At 63.2% G+C, this 19,368-nt stretch carries 19 protein-coding genes; 5 read left to right on the top strand and 14 right to left on the bottom strand.

Going from position 1 to position 19,368, the window contains the following annotated elements; genetic code table 11:
- Nucleotides 1-22: 22 nt before the first annotated feature.
- The 4 genes from paaD to paaA are packed head-to-tail and all read right to left on the bottom strand — an operon-like array spanning nt 23 to nt 2,619.
- Complete coding sequence (paaD, locus tag YQ44_RS01895; protein WP_071321930.1) at nt 23-550, bottom strand: 1,2-phenylacetyl-CoA epoxidase subunit PaaD; 528 nt, start codon at nt 548-550, stop codon at nt 23-25.
- The gene (gene paaC / locus YQ44_RS01890) at nt 550-1,302 is read right to left on the bottom strand and encodes a 1,2-phenylacetyl-CoA epoxidase subunit PaaC (protein ID WP_071321929.1); all 753 of its coding nucleotides are present in this window, start codon (nt 1,300-1,302) and stop codon (nt 550-552) included. Before paaC ends, paaD begins: the two co-directional genes overlap by 1 nt.
- Nucleotides 1,303-1,316: 14 nt before the next feature.
- Nucleotides 1,317-1,601 (bottom strand): 1,2-phenylacetyl-CoA epoxidase subunit PaaB, encoded by a 285-nt coding sequence (gene paaB, locus YQ44_RS01885; protein WP_034746356.1) that lies wholly within the window; start codon nt 1,599-1,601, stop codon nt 1,317-1,319.
- Between the two features lie 28 nt (nt 1,602-1,629).
- A complete protein-coding gene (paaA, locus tag YQ44_RS01880; protein WP_071321928.1) occupies nt 1,630-2,619 on the bottom strand; it encodes a 1,2-phenylacetyl-CoA epoxidase subunit PaaA in 990 nt (329 codons plus the stop codon).
- A gap of 224 nt (nt 2,620-2,843) precedes the next feature.
- Between paaA and paaX the strand changes: the two genes are divergently transcribed.
- Nucleotides 2,844-3,773: a phenylacetic acid degradation operon negative regulatory protein PaaX gene (gene paaX, locus YQ44_RS01875; RefSeq protein ID WP_071321927.1), complete on the top strand. Its 930-nt coding sequence runs from the start codon at nt 2,844-2,846 to the stop codon at nt 3,771-3,773.
- A 155-nt stretch (nt 3,774-3,928) separates the two neighbouring features.
- On the opposite strand, the gene YQ44_RS01870 is transcribed toward paaX, so the two are convergent.
- Nucleotides 3,929-4,180: a hypothetical protein gene (locus tag YQ44_RS01870; RefSeq protein WP_071321926.1), complete on the bottom strand. Its 252-nt coding sequence runs from the start codon at nt 4,178-4,180 to the stop codon at nt 3,929-3,931.
- A 142-nt stretch (nt 4,181-4,322) separates the two neighbouring features.
- Between YQ44_RS01870 and YQ44_RS01865 the strand changes: the two genes are divergently transcribed.
- Entirely contained in the window at nt 4,323-5,447 is a 1,125-nt protein-coding gene (locus YQ44_RS01865) for a M14 family metallopeptidase (protein WP_071321925.1), read from the top strand.
- Nucleotides 5,448-5,498: 51 nt separating this feature from the next.
- On the opposite strand, the gene YQ44_RS01860 is transcribed toward YQ44_RS01865, so the two are convergent.
- The 3 genes from YQ44_RS01860 to pmbA form a co-directional block, all read right to left on the bottom strand.
- Nucleotides 5,499-6,809: an aminotransferase class V-fold PLP-dependent enzyme gene (locus tag YQ44_RS01860; RefSeq protein ID WP_071321924.1), complete on the bottom strand. Its 1,311-nt coding sequence runs from the start codon at nt 6,807-6,809 to the stop codon at nt 5,499-5,501.
- A gap of 30 nt (nt 6,810-6,839) precedes the next feature.
- Nucleotides 6,840-9,251: a TonB-dependent receptor plug domain-containing protein gene (locus YQ44_RS01855; RefSeq protein WP_083411594.1), complete on the bottom strand. Its 2,412-nt coding sequence runs from the start codon at nt 9,249-9,251 to the stop codon at nt 6,840-6,842.
- Between the two features lie 251 nt (nt 9,252-9,502).
- The gene (pmbA, locus tag YQ44_RS01850; RefSeq protein ID WP_071321923.1) at nt 9,503-10,855 is read right to left on the bottom strand and encodes a metalloprotease PmbA; all 1,353 of its coding nucleotides are present in this window, start codon (nt 10,853-10,855) and stop codon (nt 9,503-9,505) included.
- Nucleotides 10,856-10,951: 96 nt separating this feature from the next.
- Between pmbA and yjgA the strand changes: the two genes are divergently transcribed.
- The 3 genes from yjgA (at nt 10,952) to YQ44_RS01835 (ending at nt 12,938) form a co-directional block, all read left to right on the top strand.
- A complete protein-coding gene (gene yjgA / locus YQ44_RS01845; protein ID WP_071321922.1) occupies nt 10,952-11,551 on the top strand; it encodes a ribosome biogenesis factor YjgA in 600 nt (199 codons plus the stop codon).
- An 89-nt stretch (nt 11,552-11,640) separates the two neighbouring features.
- Complete coding sequence (mog, locus tag YQ44_RS01840) at nt 11,641-12,273, top strand: molybdopterin adenylyltransferase (RefSeq protein ID WP_071321921.1); 633 nt, start codon at nt 11,641-11,643, stop codon at nt 12,271-12,273.
- A complete protein-coding gene (locus YQ44_RS01835) occupies nt 12,270-12,938 on the top strand; it encodes an alpha/beta hydrolase (RefSeq protein ID WP_071321920.1) in 669 nt (222 codons plus the stop codon). The genes mog and YQ44_RS01835 overlap by 4 nt, the downstream gene beginning before the upstream one ends.
- 54 nt (nt 12,939-12,992) lie before the next feature.
- Here the strand turns inward: YQ44_RS01835 and YQ44_RS29445 are convergent, their stop codons facing one another.
- From YQ44_RS29445 to YQ44_RS01805, 6 genes are all read right to left on the bottom strand, one after another.
- Nucleotides 12,993-13,232 (bottom strand): PDZ domain-containing protein, encoded by a 240-nt coding sequence (locus tag YQ44_RS29445; protein WP_232251030.1) that lies wholly within the window; start codon nt 13,230-13,232, stop codon nt 12,993-12,995.
- Nucleotides 13,159-14,562: a S1C family serine protease gene (locus YQ44_RS01825; protein WP_232251029.1), complete on the bottom strand. Its 1,404-nt coding sequence runs from the start codon at nt 14,560-14,562 to the stop codon at nt 13,159-13,161. Before YQ44_RS01825 ends, YQ44_RS29445 begins: the two co-directional genes overlap by 74 nt.
- Nucleotides 14,563-14,655: 93 nt before the next feature.
- The gene (locus YQ44_RS01820; RefSeq protein WP_071321917.1) at nt 14,656-15,222 is read right to left on the bottom strand and encodes a carboxymuconolactone decarboxylase family protein; all 567 of its coding nucleotides are present in this window, start codon (nt 15,220-15,222) and stop codon (nt 14,656-14,658) included.
- Nucleotides 15,222-16,070 (bottom strand): fumarylacetoacetate hydrolase family protein, encoded by an 849-nt coding sequence (locus YQ44_RS01815; protein WP_071321916.1) that lies wholly within the window; start codon nt 16,068-16,070, stop codon nt 15,222-15,224. The genes YQ44_RS01820 and YQ44_RS01815 overlap by 1 nt, the downstream gene beginning before the upstream one ends.
- A 110-nt stretch (nt 16,071-16,180) precedes the next feature.
- Entirely contained in the window at nt 16,181-17,911 is a 1,731-nt protein-coding gene (locus YQ44_RS01810; RefSeq protein WP_083411593.1) for a serine hydrolase domain-containing protein, read from the bottom strand.
- A gap of 129 nt (nt 17,912-18,040) precedes the next feature.
- Nucleotides 18,041-19,366: an MFS transporter gene (locus tag YQ44_RS01805; protein WP_198043858.1), complete on the bottom strand. Its 1,326-nt coding sequence runs from the start codon at nt 19,364-19,366 to the stop codon at nt 18,041-18,043.
- Nucleotides 19,367-19,368: the final 2 nt, after the last annotated feature.

Below are 19,368 nucleotides of genomic sequence, written 5' to 3'. Positions count from 1 at the left end.
TTCGTGCCTTGTTTTAGCGTGGCTAGTGGCACTTGAAGTAATCAAACGGTTCGCGGCAATCGAGACATTTGTACAGGGCCTTGCACGGCGTGGAGCCGAACTGGCTGGTCAGCTGCGTATGCGTCGAGCCGCAGTTCGGGCAGATCACGTCCAGCCTTGGCATGGCCTGGCGCTTGACGCCACCACGCAAGCCGCTGATGTCGATCACCTGCTGCTGCGGCGGGGCGATGCCATAGCCTTGCAGCTTGACCTTGCCCGCCTCGCTCATCCAGTCCGTGGTCCACGCGGGCGACAGCTGGTTCACCAGGGTCACCTTGGCCACGCCGTGGCTGCGCAAGGCATCCGTGACGGCATCGGCGATCACCTGCATGGCCGGACAGCCCGAATACGTGGGCGTGATCGTCACGATGCACGCATCGCCGTCCGTGACTTCGACGGCGCGCACGATGCCCAGGTCCACCACTGAAATGACGGGGATTTCCGGATCCGGCACGTCGCCGAGCCAGGCCCAGACCTGGGCCGCGTCCAGCGCTGCCGTGGCCGTGTTCATTACCACTCCGCCCCGGGATAGGCGCGCTGCAGGAACTGCATCTCGGCCAGGATAAAGCCCAGGTGCTCCGTGTGCGTGCCCTGCTTGCCGCCCTTTTGCATCCAGGCGTCCGGCGCCGGCATGGCCAGGGTGGCTTCGGCGAAGATCTCGGCCACGTGCTCGAGGAAAGCCTGGCGCAGGATGTCGGACGGCGGCGCGATGCCGGCGGCGACCATGGCCTGGTCGACGGCGTCGTACTTGAACATCTCGCCCGTGTACATCCACAGCGCATCGGCCGCGGCCTGCGTTTTCGCGTGGCTTTGCTCCGTGCCGTCGCCGAGGCGCACAACAAGATCGCCGCTGCGGCGCAGGTGATAGGTGACTTCCTTGATCGACTTCTGCGCCACTTCGACGATGCGCGCGTCAGCCGATTTCGTCAGTTCCAGCAGCTGGAAGTAGTGCCAGGTGTCGAAGAAGAACTGGCGCATCATGGTGTCGGCGTAATTGCCGTTCGGCTGCTCGAGCAGCAGGCAGTTCTTGAAGTCGTGGGCGTCGCGCAGGAAGGCGATATCGTCCTCGTCGCGGCCCGCGTTTTCCAGTTCGGCCGCATAGCTGAACCACAAGCGCGTCTGGCCCAGCAGGTCCAGCGCCACGTTGGTCAGCGCCATGTCTTCTTCCAGCGCCGGGCCCTTGCCGCACAGCTGCGACAGCTGCTGGCTGAGGACCAGGGCGTTGTCGCCCAGGCGCAGGAGGTAATTGACCTTGTCATCCATCGCAGGCGCTCCCATCACAGGTTCTTGACTTCTTCCGGCATCGGGAAGAAGGTGGGGTGACGGTACACCTTGCTGTTCGATGGTTCGAACAGCGCGCCCTTGTCGCCGGGGCTGCTGGCGACGATGTCGGCTGCGCGCACCACCCAGATGCTCACGCCCTCATTGCGGCGCGTGTAGACGTCGCGCGCATGGTTGACCGCCATGGTGGCGTCGGAAGCGTGCAGGCTGCCCACATGCTTGTGCGCCAGCCCGTGCTGGCTGCGGATGAAAACTTCCCACAATGGCCATTCTTTGCTCATGTTGCTCTCCCCTATCTGTCTTATCTGTTTACGCTGCCGCTTTGTTAGCGGCTTGCTTGTCTGCATACGCGACCAAGGCATCGCGGAACCATTCGCCGTCCTCATACGCTTTCACGCGCGTTTGCAGGCGCTCGCGGTTGCACGGGCCATTGCCCTTCAAGACATTGTTGAACTCGGACCAGTCGATCTCGCCGAATTCATAGTGGCCCGTTTCGGCATTGAATTTCAGGTCGGGGTCGGGCACGGTCAGGCCCAGGTATTCGATTTGCGGCACGGTCTGGTCGACCATGCGCTGGCGCAACTCATCGTTCGAAAACAGCTTGATGCGCCACTGCGCCGATTGGGCGCTGTTGACGGAAGCGGCATCGGACGGACCGAACATCATCAGCGAAGGCCACCACCAGCGGTTCAGCGCATCCTGCGCCATGGCCTTCTGCTCGGACGTGCCCTTGCACAGCGACATCATGATGTCGTAGCCCTGGCGCGCATGGAACGATTCTTCCTTGCAGACGCGGATCATGGCGCGTGCATACGGGCCATACGAGCAGCGGCACAGGGGAATCTGGTTGATGATGGCGGAACCGTCGACCAGCCAGCCGATGGCGCCCATGTCGGCCCACGACAGGGTCGGATAGTTAAAGATGCTGGAATACTTGGCTTTGCCTGAGTGCAAGGCAGCCAGCAGCTCGTCGCGCGAGACACCGAGGGTTTCCGCGGCGCTGTACAGGTACAGGCCGTGGCCCGCTTCGTCCTGGATCTTCGCCAGCAGGATGGACTTGCGCTTCAGGGTAGGTGCGCGCGTGACCCAGTTACCCTCAGGCAATTGACCGACGATTTCCGAGTGGGCGTGCTGCGAAATCTGGCGGATCAGGGTCTTGCGGTAGGCGTCCGGCATCCAATCCTTGGCTTCGATCTTGATACCTTCGTCGATGCGCGCCTGAAAAGCGCGTTCTTCCGATCCCATGTCGTCGATCGAGCGGACGTTTTTGAGGCCGGTTTCAACCATTTGTGCGTACATGATGTGTCTCCCATGTCGTGTTTCTTTGCTATAGCGCAAAGCGATACACGGATAATACGATACATAAAACGATTTGCATACACTTGATTTGAATCATTTCATAAATCCGTATCTTATGAGTCTTTTACGGGGGTATGATGTGAAAAAATAGTCCACGCCCCGGCGCATGGCAAAGTAAACTGCTGCTTTTATTGAAACGACCAATACGGCCAGACCAGGACCACATGAAGAACACCGCTTGCAGCACATGGATAGCCGCCTTCCTCGCCACCGACCCGCCCCGCTCGAAGTCGCTGGTGATGACGATTTTCGGCGATGCCATCGTGCCGCGCGGCGGCGCCATCTGGCTCGGCAGCCTGATCGAATTGCTGGCGCCGTTCGGCGTCAACGACCGCTTGCTGCGCACCAGCGTGTTCCGCCTGGCGCAGGAGGGCTGGCTCAGCTCGCAAAGGGATGGCCGCCGCAGCGCCTATACGATACGTCCCGACGCGCTGGCCCGCTTCGAGCGCGCCTACCGCCGCATCTATGCGCCGCTGGTCGCGCACTGGGATGGCAGCTGGACCCTGGTGATCGGCCCGGCCGGCAGCATCGGCGCCGCCGAACGGGGCGCCCTGCGCAAGGAATTGCTGTGGGCTGGCTATGGCTTGATCGCGCCCGGCATCTTCGGCCATCCGGCCAGCAATGCGGAAGCGCTCGAGGATATCCTCGCGCGCAACGAAGTGCAGGGCAAGCTGTATGTGTGCCACACCACGGAATTGCCGGGCGTCAGTACGCGCCCGCTGCGCGACATGGTGGGCGAATGCTGGGATTTGTCGGAAGTGATGGCCGGCTATGAAAAATTCATCGCCAGCTTCCAGCCGCTGCTGACCTTGCTGCAAGACAACCCCGTGTTCGACGCCGAACAAGCGTTCGTCATCCGCTCACTGTTGACGCACGCCTACCGCCGCGTGCAATTGCACGATCCGCAACTACCCGTCGAGCTGCTGCCCGAACCGTGGCCCGGCACGCAGGCCTACGCGCTGGCGCGCGCGCTGTACCGCATCACGTATGCGGCCGCCGAGGAGCATATCCTGGCCACCCTGCGGCGCGAGGATGCACAGGCGCCCGATGTGGAGCCGTGGTTCTACGAACGTTTCGGCGGGTTGAACAGCTGAGAAAACGTCCATGGCGGCGCTGCAGGGCCCAAGCCTACGTTTGCGCTGCCTGCGGCCCTGCGCCTGGCCCCGAACATTTTGCAGGCGTTCGGCAGGCGCGCAGCAACAGGCGCTGATTAATCAGACGATCAATCAGACGATTCATCAGACGCTCATTACTTGACGACGACCTGTTTCGCCCCGGCCAGCAAATCCTGCCCCAGCTTTTCCAGCGCATTGGCCTGCACCAGCATGGTGTCGAGGATGGCGGCATTGAAGGTGAATTCGGCCGGCGTCGTGTAGCCGGGAAAGCGCAGGATGCGCAGCAATTCCTGCAAGGTCGTGCCCTTGCCCAGGTGCGCCAGCGCGTCGCTGAGGGCGCTGACTTTCTTTTCCAGCTCGCGTATGTGTTTACCGTTGTCGTCCATGATGATCTCCTGATGTTCGAGCTATCACCTTAGCAAAGCGCATCGCGCGTCGTTTGCGCCAGCACAAAGACGCAGACAAAACAGGTATCATCGCGCCATTGCACACGATGCAAAACCTCTCTTGTTTTTATCAGGAACACTCATGACCATTAAAATCAGCCAGCAATTCGATGCCGGCGCGATCGAAGTGCTGCGCGCCGACGATGCCCAATCCATCGAGCTGAACATTCGCAAGGATTCCCACGCCGACATCACGCAGTGGTTTTATTTCCGCCTGCAAGGCGCGCAGGGTGAGGCGTGCACGATCCGCTTCATGAATGCAGGCAAGTCGGCCTACCCGGACGGCTGGAAGGATTACCAGGCGGTCGCCAGCTACGACCGCGAAACGTGGTTCCGCGTGCCCACCAGCTTTGACGGCACCGTGATGACCATCGCACACACGCCGGAAGAGGAAAGCGTGTACTACGCCTATTTCGAACCGTACCCATGGGATCGCCACCTGGCCCTGATCGACAGCGCGCAAGCGTCGCCGCTGGTGCGCTTGATCGACCTGGGCAGCACCGTGGAAGGCCGCGACATGAATCTGCTGGTGGTCGGCGATGCCGATGCCGAGAAGAAAGTCTGGGTCATTGCGCGCCAGCACCCGGGCGAGACGATGGCCGAATGGTTTGTCGAAGGCATGCTCGAGGCGCTGCTGGACCAGGCCAATCCATTTGCCCGCCAATGCCTGCAAGACGCCGTCTTCTACGTGGTGCCGAACATGAACCCGGACGGTTCCGTGCATGGCAACCTGCGCACCAACGCGGCTGGCGCCAACCTGAACCGCGAATGGATGACGCCGACGATGGAGCGCAGCCCGGAAGTGTTCCTGGTGAAACAGAAGATGCATGAAATCGGCTGCGACCTGTTCCTCGACGTGCATGGCGACGAAGGCTTGCCGTACGTGTTCGTGGCCGGCAGCGATGCGCTGGAAAACTTCACGCCAGCACAAAAAGCCGAGCAAGACCGCTTCATCGCCGACTTCAAGGTGGCCAGCCCCGACTTCCAGGATGAACACGGCTATGAAGACGGCCCGTTCACGCCGGAAGTGCTGACCATGGGTTCGCCCCACATCACCCACGCCTTCGGCTGCCTGTCGCTGACCCTGGAACTGCCGTTCAAGGACAACGCCAACGATCCGGACCCGCAAACGGGCTGGAGCGGTGCACGCAGCGCCGCCCTGGGGGCTGCCGTGCTGCAACCTATCCTGTCGACCTTGCGCGCCTAAGCATCACCGCGGTCACGCGGCCCGCCCCGCGCAGGCGGGCCGCGCTTCGCATCAGCCCCTGGCAACCTTGCGCAAGGCCTCCACCAGCTTGTCCAGGTGCGACTCGGGCGTAAAGATGCCGGGCGTCACGCGCAGGCAAGCGCCGGAAGCGAGACCGTCGCGCGGCACGGCAAAGATGCCGTGTTCCTGCACCAGTTTTTTCGACAAGGCAAAGTTATCGGCCACGCTCGTCCTGCCTTTCAGGCGGAACGACGCGATGGCGCTCGTCAGGCGCGGGTCGCTTGAGGCCAGCACCTCGATGCCGTCGATGCCGCGCGCCGCGTCCACCCAGCGGTTACGCAATAGCCGCAGCCGCGCCTGCTTATTGGCCACGCCGATCTGCGCGTGCAAGTCCAGCGCCGTCGGCAAGCTCAGGTAAGCGGCGAAATTGACCGTGCCCGTGTGCACGCGCGTGCGGATATCCTCTCCCGCCGTTTCTCCCATATACGGGTCGATATCGGCCACCCTGCCCCGCCTGATGTAGGCGGCGCCCACGCCCACGGGCGCGCCTATCCATTTATGCAGGTTGATGCCGGCAAAGTCCGCCTGCAAGTCGGGAATCGTCATGTCCAGCTGGCCGAAACCGTGCGCCGTATCGACGATGACATCGATGCCCCGCTCGCGCGCCAGGCGGCTGATCTCGGCGACGGGCAAGACCATGCCGTTGCGGTGGTTCACATGCGTGAGCAGCATCAGCTTCAGCTTCGGCTGGCGATCCATGGCGGCCACATAGGCGGCGACCACGCTATCGTGCGTAAACGGTTCCGGCATGGTGATAGCCACCACGTCGGCGCCGCGCCGCTGCCTGAGCCAGCGCATGACGGTGATCATGTTGTCGTAATCGATGTCCGCGTACAGCACCGTATCGCCGGGCTGCAAGCGGTTGTAGCCGGCGATCAGCACTTGCAGCGCTTCCGTGGCGCCCCGCGTCAGCACGATTTCATCGGTAGCCACGCCCAGCGCCTTCGCCGCCGCCGCGCGCGCCGCCTCGAAATCGGCAGGGAAGCGCATGCGCGCATACCAGGCGTTGTCGCGGTTGACCATGGCCAGTTGCTGCTCGTAATGTGCCAGCACGGGCCTGGCCATCGAACCCCAGAAGGCGTTATCGAGTTGCACGACCGCATCGGTCGTGTCGTATTGCGCGGCCACGGCCTGCCAGTACGCCGGCCTGGTCGCCAGCATGTCCGGCGTGGTGCCGGGCGGCACCGTTGGCAGCGGCGGCAAGACGGCTGCCAGCGGCGCGGCCCCGGCGGCGCCCGCAGCAAACGGCAGCGCCGCCGCCAGCGAGCCGGCGCACAGCAGCGCGCGGCGTTGAGGATTCATTTTCAAAAAGTGCCCCTTAGTATGTAATGCTTAGAACTTCACTTTATATTCCACATACAGGTTGCGGCCATCCGTGTCGTACGGCGCATTGCGCGAGTAAATCAGACCGCGGCTGGCCTGGAACGTTGCCTCATCGGGATACTTATCCAGCACATTGTCGACGCCCACGCGCAGCGACTGCTGCTCGCTGATCTTGTAGCTGGCGGCCAGGTCGAGAAATTGCATGGCGCCGAAGCGCTGGAAGATATCGCCCGTGGCATTGCCGGAATTGTCCGTCCAGGCGCCATAGTAGCGCACGCGGGCCAGGGTATTCCAGCTGCCGAGATCATAGTTTGCGCTGACGGTGGCCTTCTGGCGCGGCAGGCGCTCTTCGAACACTTGCCGCTGGGCAGGATTGGTGACCAGGCTGGACTTGCCGCCATCGACTTGCGTCGTGTTGTAGTTGTAGGCGAGAGTCAAGTTCAGCTTGCCGTCGCCGACGCGGCTCAGGTGGCTGCCGACGATATCGATGCCGCGCGTGGTGGTGTCGAAGTCGTTCGTGAAATAGCTGACGGAGGTGTAGCGCAGCGGGTTGGCCACGCCAGCCGGCACGGCAAACGCGGCGGACGTGCTGAAGCGGTCGCTGACCTTGATGTCATACACGTCGACGGAACCGGAAAAACCGGCCGGCGTCTTCCACGTAAAGCCCAGCGACAGGTTCTTCGATTTTTCGGGTTTCAGCGCCTGCGCGCCGAGCAGGATGGCCAGCGGATCGTTATTCGCCAGGCGGCCGCTGGTAAACAGCAGCAAGGTCTTGGTATCGAGGCCCTGATTCGTGCTGTTGGTATTCGACTGGCCCGGCGTCGGCGCGCGGAAACCCGTCGAGTAAGAGCCGCGCAAGGCGAAGTCCTCGCTCAGCGCGTAGCGGGCCGACAACTTGCCGTTGACGGTGCTGCCGAATTCCGAAAAATGCTCATAGCGGGCCGCGCCGCCCACGCTCCAGGCGCGGCTCAGCGGCACTTCCACGTCCAGGTAGGCCGCATAGCTGTCCTGGCCCCAGCTGCCCGCCTGGCGGTCGCTGAAACCGGGCGCGCCATTCGAGTTCGCATCGAGGCCAATGGCCGCGCCCGGTCCCACCAGGTAGGACGCCGCATCGCCGGCGCGCACGCCATAGGTTTCGTTGCGCGCTTCCGCGCCAAACGCGATATTGACGGGCTGCGGCAAGGAGGCCACCGGTAATTCATAGTTGAAATTGGCGTTGAGGATCTTTTCCGCCTGCGACAGCTGGCCCAGGTAAAACGCCGTCGGGCTGGTCGGCCCCATCGAGGCATTGATGGAATTGGCCAGGTGGTAATCGATGCGGTTGCGGCCGTAGGACGCGCTCACATCCCAGCCGAAGCGGTCGTTGAAGCGGCCGCGCACGCCGGCCACCACTTGCAGGTCGTCCTGGTCATTGGAATAGCTGGGGCTGAAACCGAGCGGATAGATGCTGCGCAAGTCCCAGCCGGGGAACAGGCTGCTGGTCTTGTACGCGCCCGTGCTCGTGTCCGGGTTGCGCCAGTTGAAGTCCGAGGTGCCGTCGCTGCGGCTGAACAGGCCAAAGCCGTACAGCTCCGTGGTGTCGGACAGGGCCATGCTGGCATTGAAGCCGAGGCGCTTGCTGTCGAGTTCAGGCTGGCCCCAGCGCTGCACGGGATTCGGCACCTTCAACTCCGGATGCGCGTTCTGGAAAGCAATGGCGTCGGCCCGCTGGCGCGTGCGCGAAGTGGGGTCGGACTTGGCCAGCGCGCCGAAAATCGTCGCCTTGCCCGTCTCGCCAAAGGTAAAGCCCGTTTTCAGGTTGAGCTCGTTACCCTTGCCGTCGCCTTCCGAGTATTGCGAATGGTGCACGGAGAGTTCCGTGCCCAGCGTATCGTCGAGGATGATGTTGATCACGCCCGCGATCGCATCGGAACCATACTGGGCCGAGGCACCGTCGCGCAACACCTCGATGCGCTTGATGGCAGACACGGGAATCTGCGCCAGGTCGGCCGCCTGCGCGCCGCGCGCGCCGAGCAGGGCACTGCGGTGGAAACGCTTGCCGTTGACCAGCACCAGGGTCTGGTCCGGCGACAGGCCGCGCAAGGTTGCGGGACGCACGAAGACTTGCCCATCGGCCATCGGCAAGCGCTGCACCACGTACGACGGTACGAGTTGCGCCAGCACATCGTTCAAGTCCGACGACTCGACGGCGCCGATATCTTCGCGGTTGAACACGTCAACGGGCGCCATGGTGTCGAACTGCGTGCGGTTGCTGCCGCGCGTGCCCGTGACGATCACGGCTTGCGGCGCCTCAAGGGCATCGCCGGCGGACGCGGAAACGGCGGGCGCATCGCCATCGGCATGCGCCTGGCTGGCGAAGACGGCGTTCATGGCACACAACAGGGCCACCGCGCGGGCGATGCGGGTACGGGAGTAGGTCATGGAAAGAGTCACTATGCAGGATTGGATCAACAACGAAGCGTGATGGGCAAGATTCGCATCTTGCATTAAATATCACGAAGTTCGGCCTACTTACATTAAAAGCATCTAATTTGCGCAAATAACGTCAGATGGCGCCATCATACGAAGCGAATATTTCACCCGTATGACACCAGGATCACGGAGCAGAAAGCACGCGGACAAGAAAAAAGGCGCCCACGGCGCCTTGTTGCGGAAGGAGGAGCTGGCAGCGCTCAGCCGCCGGCCACCACCATGCTCTCGATGAGGATGGAACCCGTCTGCTTGGTGCCGCGGCGCAACACGTCGGCGCCGACGGCGACGATATTGCGCAGCATGTCCTTCATGTTGCCGGCAATGGTGATTTCTTCCACCGGGTATTGAATCACGCCATTTTCCACCCAGAAGCCGGAGGCGCCGCGCGAATAGTCGCCCGTCACATAATTGGTTCCTTGTCCCATCAGTTCCGTCACCAGCAAGCCCGTACCCAGCTTTTTCAGCATGGCGACAAAATCGTCGGTGGCGGCCGTGCGGGACGACGTCAGGTAGAGATTGTGCGAACCGCCCGCATTGCCCGTCGTCTGCATGCCCAGCTTGCGGGCCGTATAGGTCGACAGGAAATACCCTTGCACCACGCCATCCTTGACGACGTCGCGGCTGACGGTCTTCACGCCCTCCTCATCGAACGGCGCCGAACCGACGCCGCCGATCACGTGCGGATCTTCGAAGATCTGCAGGTGATCGGGCAGCACCTGCGTGCCCAGGGAATCGAGCAGGAAAGTGGACTTGCGGTACAGCGCGCCGCCCGAGGTCGCTTGCACATAGGTACCCAGCAAGCCGGCCGCCAACGGCGCCTCGAACAGCACGGGACAGGTGCGCGTGCCCAGCTTGCGCGCATTCAGGCGCGACAGCGCGCGTTCGGCGGCATAGCGGCCGATGGCTTCCGGGCTCGACATTTTCGATGCATCGCGCACGGACGAATACCAGTCGTCGCGCTGCATCTTCGCGCCCTTGCCGGCGATGGGCGCCACGGACAGCGTGTGGCGCGAAAACGGGTAGCCGCCGATGAAGCCGCGCGAATTGGCGGAAACGAAATGCGATTGCTGCACGTGCACGCCGGCGCCTTCGCTGTTCGTGATGCGCGGGTCGACGGCAAACGCGGCCGCTTCGGCCCGCTGGGCCAGCACGACAGCTTCCTCGGCGGAAATGAGCCACGGATAGAACAGCTGCAGGTCGCGGGGTGCCATTTCCAGCAGCTCGGCATCGGCCAGGCCCGCGCAATCGTCCTCGGCCGTGAAGCGGGCGATGTTGTAGGCGGCATCCACGGTGGCGCGCAGGGCCGACGGCGAAAAGTCGGACGTGCTGGCATTGCCGCGCTTCTTGCCGACAAACACGGTCACGCCCATGCCCTTGTCCTTGTTTTGCTCGATCGTCTCGATCTTGCCTTTTCGTACAGAAACAGACAGGCCACCGCCTTCGCTGACTTCGACGGCGGCGTCGGTGCCGCCCGCTTCCCGCGCAAAAGACAACACATCACGGGCAAGTTGCTTCAATTGCTCTTGGCTATGGGTAAATACGGAGTCGTTCATGTGCTGTTTTCTTCGGAAAGCCGCTAAAAAGGTTATCATAGCAGTCGTTTACAGTTTACAGGAGCGGTCCACAAGTCCTCTCCCGCCTTATATATCATGCCAAATCCAAACCGGGGAGCTTGCGGCTTCCAATCGTCCGAATTCGAACAGGAATATGAACGTCCGTCGAAATCGGAACTCAAGCGCCAGATGACCGTCCTGCAAAAGCTGGGCGAAGAACTCGTCAATGAAGCACGCGACCGCGTCAAGCGCGTCCCGATGCCGGAAGACGTACGCGACGCCATCCTCGAATGCCAGCTGATCAAGGATCACGAAGGCCGCCGCCGCCAGCTGCAATACGTGGGCAAGAAGATGCGCACCCTGGATGAGGAAGAAGTTGCCGCCATCCAACGCACCATCGATAGCTGGAAAGGCTTGTCGAAAGCCGACACGGCCGCCATGCACGCGATGGAACGCCGCCGCGACAAGCTCTTGACGGATGACAAAGCCCTGACCGTCTTGCTGTCGGAAAACCCGGAACTGGACGTGCAGCACCTGCGCACCCTGATCCGCAATGCCCGCAAGGAGCAGGCCGAGAACAAGCCGCCAAAAGCCTACCGCGAAATCTTCCAGATCCTGAAACAGATCGCCAAGAAGCAAAACGGCGGCAAGGATGATGCTGACGAAGATGGCGTTGAGCAAGAAGACGACGAATAATCGGCCGTCCGAAACGCAGGGATGGACAAAAAACCGGGATAATCCCGGTTTTATTGTTTTTACGCCACTCCAGACTCTATAGGTGCAAGATGCCCACCACCATCGAAGACGAATTGATTATCGGCCTCGTGTCGATCTCGGACCGCGCCAGCGGCGGCGTGTATGAAGACCAGGGCATCCCTGCCCTGGAAAGTTGGCTCTCGGCCGCCATCCGCACGCCGTTCCGTCTGGAAAAGCGGCTGATTCCGGACGACCGCTCGCAGATTGAAAACACCCTGATCGACATGGTCGACCTGAACCATTGCCACCTGATCCTGACGACGGGCGGCACGGGCCCGGCGCGGCGCGATGTGACGCCGGACGCGACCCTGGCCGTGGGAACCAAGGAAATGCCTGGTTTCGGCGAACAGATGCGCCAGATCAGCCTGCGCTTCGTGCCGACGGCCATTTTGTCGCGCCAGGTGGCCGTGATCCGCGAGACGCCCGAGCGCGCCGCCCTGATCATGAACTTGCCGGGCCAGCCGAAAGCCATCAAGGAAACCCTGGAAGGCTTGAAGGATGTTGATGGAAATCAATTGGTAAACGGCATCTTTGCCGCCGTGCCGTATTGCATCGACCTCATCGGTGGCCCCTACATGGAAACCGACACGGCCATCTGCAAGGCCTTCCGTCCCAAATCGGCGCTGCGTCCGGCGCAACCTTTACCTGAGGAAAATACATGAGCACCTTGCTGGAAACCATAGAACTCGACAGCGCACCGCACCCCACCGTTTCCATCATCTGGATGCACGGCCTGGGCGCCGACGGCAACGACTTCGTGCCCCTGGTGAAAGAACTCGACTTGCGCGGCTGCCCCGCCATCCGCTTCATTTTCCCCAGCGCCGGCACCATGCCCGTCACCATCAACAACGGCTATGTGATGCGCGCCTGGTACGACATCCTCGTCAACGACCTGGTGCGTCGCGAAGATGAAGCCGGCCTGCGCGCCTCGCAGACGCAGATCGAAGCGCTGATCGCGCGCGAAAAGGCACGCGGCATCCCCGCCAGCCGCATCATCCTGGCCGGCTTCTCGCAAGGCTGCGCCATGACCCTGCAGACGGGCTTGCGCCACGCGGAGCCGCTGGCCGGCCTGATGTGCCTGTCCGGCTACCTGCCGCTGGCCGACAAGACGGCTGCCGAACGCACGCCGGCCAGCCTGGAAACACCGATCTTCATGGCGCATGGCACGGACGACCCCGTGGTGCCGCTGGGCCGCGCACAACAGTCGCGCGACTTGCTGACCGGCATGGGTTACAAGGTGGAATGGCATGAATACCGGATGCAGCATTCGCTGTGCCAGGAAGAGATCGACGCCATCGGCGCGTGGCTGAAAAAAGTAGTGGCTTAAGGTCAAACAGGCATGGCGTGCGCCATGCCTTCCAGTATCACGGACGCCGGAGGCTTATTTGCCTGCCGGCGTTTTTTCTTGCCAGATTTTCAGCATGTCGGGCGACGCTTCCGTGCGGATGCCGTTGTCCGTCAATACCGATTCCGTCGCCGCCAGCATCTCCTTGCGCGGCACGACGATGGTTTCGCCGCCGTGCTGGTCGAAGCGTATCGTCAGCAACTCATCGGTCTGGTCGCGCAGCAAGGTCACCAGGTGCGCCAGGCTGCGCACGGGCACGCCATTGATCGATTGCACCACGGCGCCAAAGCGATTGCTGTAGCCCGTCATCAGCTTGTGCGGGAAAAAACGGCGCGGCGATCACCACCAGTTCCTCGCGCGCCGCATCGGGCGCATCGCCGCGCCGCGTCACCAGCGGATTGCCATAAAAACTCATGGCGGCCAGCGTCGTCGCATTGCTGCTGGCCGAGGCGAGGAATTCAGCCGTGCCGCGCGAAAAGACGATGGGGCCATAGATGAAATACGAAGGGTAATCGCCCTGCAAGTCGCCGATCAGCATGGGACGCTGCGCCGACACGGGCAGGCTGACCTTCATGACGGCGCCATTGCGCACCAGCGTCAGCGGCACCGCGCCATGGCTCGCCACCTGCTGCACGCGGTACTGGAAGCGCACGCGGCTGTTGGCATTGAGCTTGACCATGCCCTGGTTGTCGATGGCCGAATCGCCGATGTGCGTGATGACGTCCCACTCTTTCAGCGGATAGCCGGCATCTTTTTTCAGCGGCGACATGACCACCACGCCTTCCACATTCTTGCCCAGTTTGAGCAGGCTGCGCAAGGCGGGATTTTCCAGCGTTTGCGTCACGTCAAACATGGCCGGCTTGCCTTCGCCATCCTTGTCCGTCTTGCCCGCCGCCTGCTCGCGCAGGAACAGTTCGATTTCTTCATTCGGAATGATGTAGCCGATGTTTTGCGCATTTTGCGCCCCCGCAAAGGCCAGGCCGATCATCTTGTCGCCGGCAATCACGGGGCCGCCGCTATTGCCCGGGTTGATGGCCGCATCGATCTGGATGCGCAGGCCGGACGCGGGAAAGCGGTAGGGCACGAACTCGATGCGCGAGACGATGCCCTTGGTGATCGACAGCGAGGTGCCGCCCAGCGGGTAGCCATACGCGAGCACGGCATCGCGCACGTCGGGCAAGACATTGGCGCGCGGCGCCGGCTTGTGGCTGTCGAAAAAACTGTCATCGTCGAGTTTCAGCAAGGCCAGATCCATGCCGCGCGAAATGGCCAGCACGGTGGCCGGTATCTTGTCGCCGGAACCGTTGGCCTGCACCTGCACCTGGCTCGCGTAGCCGACCACATGCGCGTTGGTCAGGATGCGGCGGCCATCGATGACGACGCCGGAGCCCGTCACATCCTGGGGCGCGGCCTTGCTCCAGGGCTTGTACGGGTCGGGCCGGCGCAGGGTGGAAAACACCTTGACGACGGAGTTTTCCAGCGCGGAAGCGCTGGGCGCGGCGCTGGTTTCCGCCGCGACGGCATTGACCATCATCAATGGGCAAAAAGAAAGGGCCAGCGCCAGGCAGGCGCGGCCCATCAGGGTGGAGCACGGACGAGTTTTCATTGAGCTTTTTCGCAATGGAAGAGAAGCAAAATTATATATTGAATAACGGCAATATTATTACAATTTGTCCATCTTCCACAAAAACCGCGCCAATCAGGCCGGCAACGGCGGCACGCCCAATGCCGGCACGGCCGTCTGCGCGCCATTCATGACCATGGCCAACAGGGTGTAGTAGCCATTGATGCCCATCAAGTCGACCACGCCGTGCTCGCCAAACAGCGCCAGCGCGCGCGCATACGTGGCATCGCCGACCCGCTTGTTCTGCTGCAACTCGATGCAGAAGTCATGCACGGCTTGCTCGTCCTCTTTCAGGGCAAGGGGCGCGCGGCGCGCGGCGATGGCGTCCACGGCCGCTTGCGCGATGCCATTCTGCACGGCCAGCGGCGCGTGGATGGCCCACTCGACCTGCTGGTCCCACTGGCGCGCCGTCACGAGGATCGCCAGTTCCGACAGCCGCGTGCCGATGGCGCTGCGGTAGCGCAGGTACTCGCCCATGCGCTGCGCCGTTTCCATCAGCTCGGGGCTGCGGATCAGCGGCACGAAGGGGCCGTACAGGGCACCGCGCGGGCCATCGATGATGGCTTGCGCGGCGGCGCGCTGCTGCCGGTCCAGCTGGTCCGGCGGCAGCGGCGGCAAGCGGTCGATATCGCTACCGGCCATCAGGCGGTCCAGGCGACCACGTCCTGCTGCTGCTCGCCGAGGCCGGCGATGCCGAGGCGCAGGCTGTCGCCTTTTTTCAGGAAGCGCTGCGGCTTGCGGCCCTGGCCCACGCCCGGCGGCGTGCCCGTGGCGATGATGTCGCCCGGTTCCAGGGTCATGAATTGCGACAGGTAGCTGACGATCTGTGCCACCGTGAAGATCATGGTTTGCGTATTGCCGGTCTGCATGCGCTTGCCGTTGACTTCCAGGTACAGGTCCAGGTCCTGCTCGTCGATGACTTCATCGCGCGTCACCAGCCATGGGCCGACGGGACCAAAGGTGTCGCAGCCCTTGCCCTTGTCCCACTGGCCGCCCCGTTCCAGCTGGAACGAGCGCTCGGAAATGTCATTGACGACACAGTAGCCGGCCACATATTTCAGCGCATCGTCTTCGCTCACGTATTGCGCACGCGTGCCGATGACCACGCCCAGCTCGACTTCCCAATCCGTCTTTTTCGAGCCTTTCGGCAACACGACATTGTCGTCCGGGCCATTCAGGCAGCTGATCGCCTTCATGAAGACGATCGGTTCGGCCGGGATCGGCATGCCCGCTTCGGCCGCGTGGTCCGCGTAATTGAGGCCGATGCCGATGAATTTGCCGACCTTGGCCAGCGGCACGCCGAAGCGCGGGTTGCCGCGCACCAGGGGCAGCGTCTTTTCGTCGAGCTTGGCCAGCTTGCGCAGGGCCTTGTCGGACAGTTGCGCGCCATCAATATCGACGATCACGCCGGACAGGTCGCGCAGTTTGCCTTCTTCATCGATCAGGCCCGGTTTTTCCTTGCCTGGACGTCCATAACGAACGAGTTTCATAGTCTTCCTTGGAGTTGATCATTGCCGCTGTGCAGGCTGCCATTTTACCGGATGGCCCGGCACGCCTGTGGCGGCCGATGAAAAACAGCGCAAGGTGCGGCCATCCACCGTCAGGGCGTGGCCGTGCTCCCGCGCAAGCCGGGCAAGGCCACGCGGGTAAATTGCACGTCGCTGGCGCGGCTTTCCGTCACCGTGAAACCCGTGCAATCGCTGGCGGCCAGGCATTGGAAGCTCACGAGACCGAATGGCCAGGGGCCCACGAAGCTGTTTTTTCCGAATGGCGCCAGGGCGATGTCGCCCCGCGAAAAACCCAGCACGACGCTGCCCTCCTGCGCCGTCACCGTGTACAGCGCATGCAGTTCATCGCTGTAGTATTCCCCCAGCAAGGGCTGCAGCGCGGCATCCGGCAGCCGCGCCGGCGCCATGCGTTTGGCGCGGATGGCGCGCGCGTTGCGCAGCCAGGTGCCGCCACCGATGACGCCCGCCGCGTCCGGCGCATCGAAGCGAAAGCTGGCGTTGCTCAGCTTGACAAAGAATTCGCGCTCGCCCGCCGGGTAGAACGGCATCTTGTCGTCACCCGCCGTCCAGCCCAGCAACTGCTCGTCTTCCCTGGCGAAAGTGATGGCAGAACCGTTTTCCAGCGCGTAGGTGCCGAGCAGGGCATCCAGGCGAGCGGGCGCGAGCGGCACCTGCACGCCGTCCGAATAGTCGGGCATAGGCTTGGGCAAGGGTTGCAGCTGGCCATCGAGATAAATGTCGGCGATGCGCTGGCCCAGCCGGCTTGCCTGCACGTCGGCGCCGTTGCCCATGATGATGACCGTCAGTTGCTGGTCGGGAAAGCGAACCAGATAGCTGCGAAAGCCCGCGTCCGCACCGCTGTGGTCGATGGTTTTCAGGCCGCGGTAGGCGCCGATGTCGAGACCGCCGCCATAGCCGGTGGCCTTGCCATCGTTGAAGGTGGCCGACGTCTGCATCCGGGCCAGCAACGCAGGACCGCCGACGCGGGCATCGTTGAAATTGTTCGCCCACAGCAGCAGATCGTCCGCGGTCGTGACCAGGCTGGTCGGGCCGACCGTGGAGTACGACAGGGCGATCCGGCTGTAGCCGCCCTGCGGCGCCGGCTGGTAAGACTGCGCGCGGCCCGCGACCAGGGTGGCATATTGCTCGTGGAAAAAAGTGTGCCGCATGCCGAGCGGATCGAAGATGCGCTCCCGCGCAAACGCGGCCAGCGGCTGGCCCGATACCTTGCGCACGATGGCGGCCAGCAGCGTGTAGCCCGTGTTGTTGTACGCGAAGTCGCTGCCCGGCACGAAATTGAGCGCGCGCTGGCGGCGCACCAGGCGCAGCACGTCGTCGTCCGTGATGACGTCGTCCATGCGCCATCCGGCCATCGCCAGCAGATTCCACTGGTCGCGCAAGCCGCTGGTGTGGGTCAGCAGGTGACGGATGCGGATGGTCTGGCCAAAGTCCGGCAGCGCGGGCACATGCTTGCGCACGTCATCGTCGAGCGACAGCTTGCCGTCTTGCGCCAGCAGCAGGATGGCGAACGCCGTGAATTGCTTCGACAGCGAGGCAACGTGGAAGCTGGTCGACGGCGTGATCGGACGGTTCTGCTCGATGTCGGCCATGCCGAAGCTGCCCCGGTAGACGCGCTGGCCATCCTTCACGACCATCACCGCCGCGCCCGGCGTATCGGCCCGGTTCCATTTTGCAAACAGGGCGTCCACCTGCTGCTCCCTGGTGGCGGCCTGCGTGGCCGATGCCGCCGGCGGCTTGCCCCAAACAGGCGGTTGCAGGGCCAGCAAAGGCGAGACGATCGCGAGATAGCAAAGTGCCTTCATGTCTTGAATTTCCCCATGGAAATGGTCGGTAGCGAGGAGTGTATATTATTCAAGTATCAAAAAAGCAAATTTTTTCTCCATGACGAGTCGATGCGGCCAGGCCGGGTTCACGTTGCGACGCTGCCGCCCTCATCGGTCAGGCGCGGCGTTGCCCTGTCCGGGTTGCCGTAATGAAGGCCTTGCATAGCCTGGCTCGCCGTTCGCCGCTGGCGCCGTGCAAGCCGTCCTGCCACGGCGCATGACAAACAGCGCCAGTCCCGGCAGCTGCAGGACCGCCAGCACGCCAAACGCCACCTGGTAGGCCTGCGGCGGATACTGCTGCTGGCTGTTCAGGGGCCAGCAGCCGAGGATCAGGCCAAAGCCGGCCTGCACCAGGAAGGCGCCCGTGAAGATCAGCAGGTTCAGGCAGGTGGCCGCCCTGCCCGTCAGGCTGGCCGGCATGCCTTGCGCGACGATCGCATACTCGAGGCCCGTCACCGTGCCCAGCAGGGTAAACAGCACGGACAGCAAAGGCAGGCTGGGCACGCTGTTACACGCCATGCCCAGTTGCACGGCGATAAACAGGGCGATGCCCGCGGCCGCCAGCCGCATCGGCGTGATGCCGCGCCGCGCCGCCCATTCCGTCAGCATGCCCATGCCGATGGCGCCGAAGATGACGGCCGCCATGCCCAGGTACAGCAGATACGCCACGTTATCGTCGGACAAGCCGCCCACGTCGGCCAGCCAGCGGCCTATCCACAAGCCTTGCACGCCGAAGAACACCGTGTGCGGCAGCAGGATCAGCGCAATGGTGCGGCGGAAAGCCGCGTCGCGGTACACGCTCCAGACACTGACCTTGCCAGCCTTGCCGGCGGCAGCGGCGGGCGCGGGCAGGGCCGGCGACAGCAGGCGGATCAGGCAGCCGATGGCCAGCGCCGCCAGCGCCAGGCCCAGGAAGACGCCGCGCCAGTCCGTGTAGTGCAGCGCCAGCTTGACGGGCATGGTGGCCGTGGCCGCGCCCAGGCCGCCCACGGCGATCAGATAGCCATGCACGGATGGCAGGCGCGCCGGCGCGATGACGCACGAGATCGCTTTCACGGCCGCCATGAAGCAGCCGCCCAGCCCGGCGCCCATGATGGCGCGCGCCCACATCAGCTCGGCAAAACTGTGGCCCCGGCTGAACAGCCATACGCCCACGGCCGCCAGCGCCAGCAGCCACACTTGGACCGCGCGGGGGCCGTGGCGGTCCAGCGCCATGCCAACCGGCAATTGCACAAGCGCAAACGCCAGGAAGAAGGCGCTGGTCAGCAAGCCCAGCTGTGCTGGCGTCAGGGCGACGGAAGCCAGCAGTTCCGTCATCAGCACGGCATTGACGCCGCGCAGCAGGCAAGACAGGTAATGACCGAGAGCAAATGGCAGGAACACGAGGCAAAACACGGCCACGCCGGAGCGCGATGGCGTGCCCGCGCCATGCATGC

Source organism: Janthinobacterium sp. 1_2014MBL_MicDiv, assembly GCF_001865675.1.
GTDB lineage: Bacteria > Pseudomonadota > Gammaproteobacteria > Burkholderiales > Burkholderiaceae_D > Janthinobacterium.
This window is presented reverse-complemented; position numbering and strand designations above follow the sequence as displayed.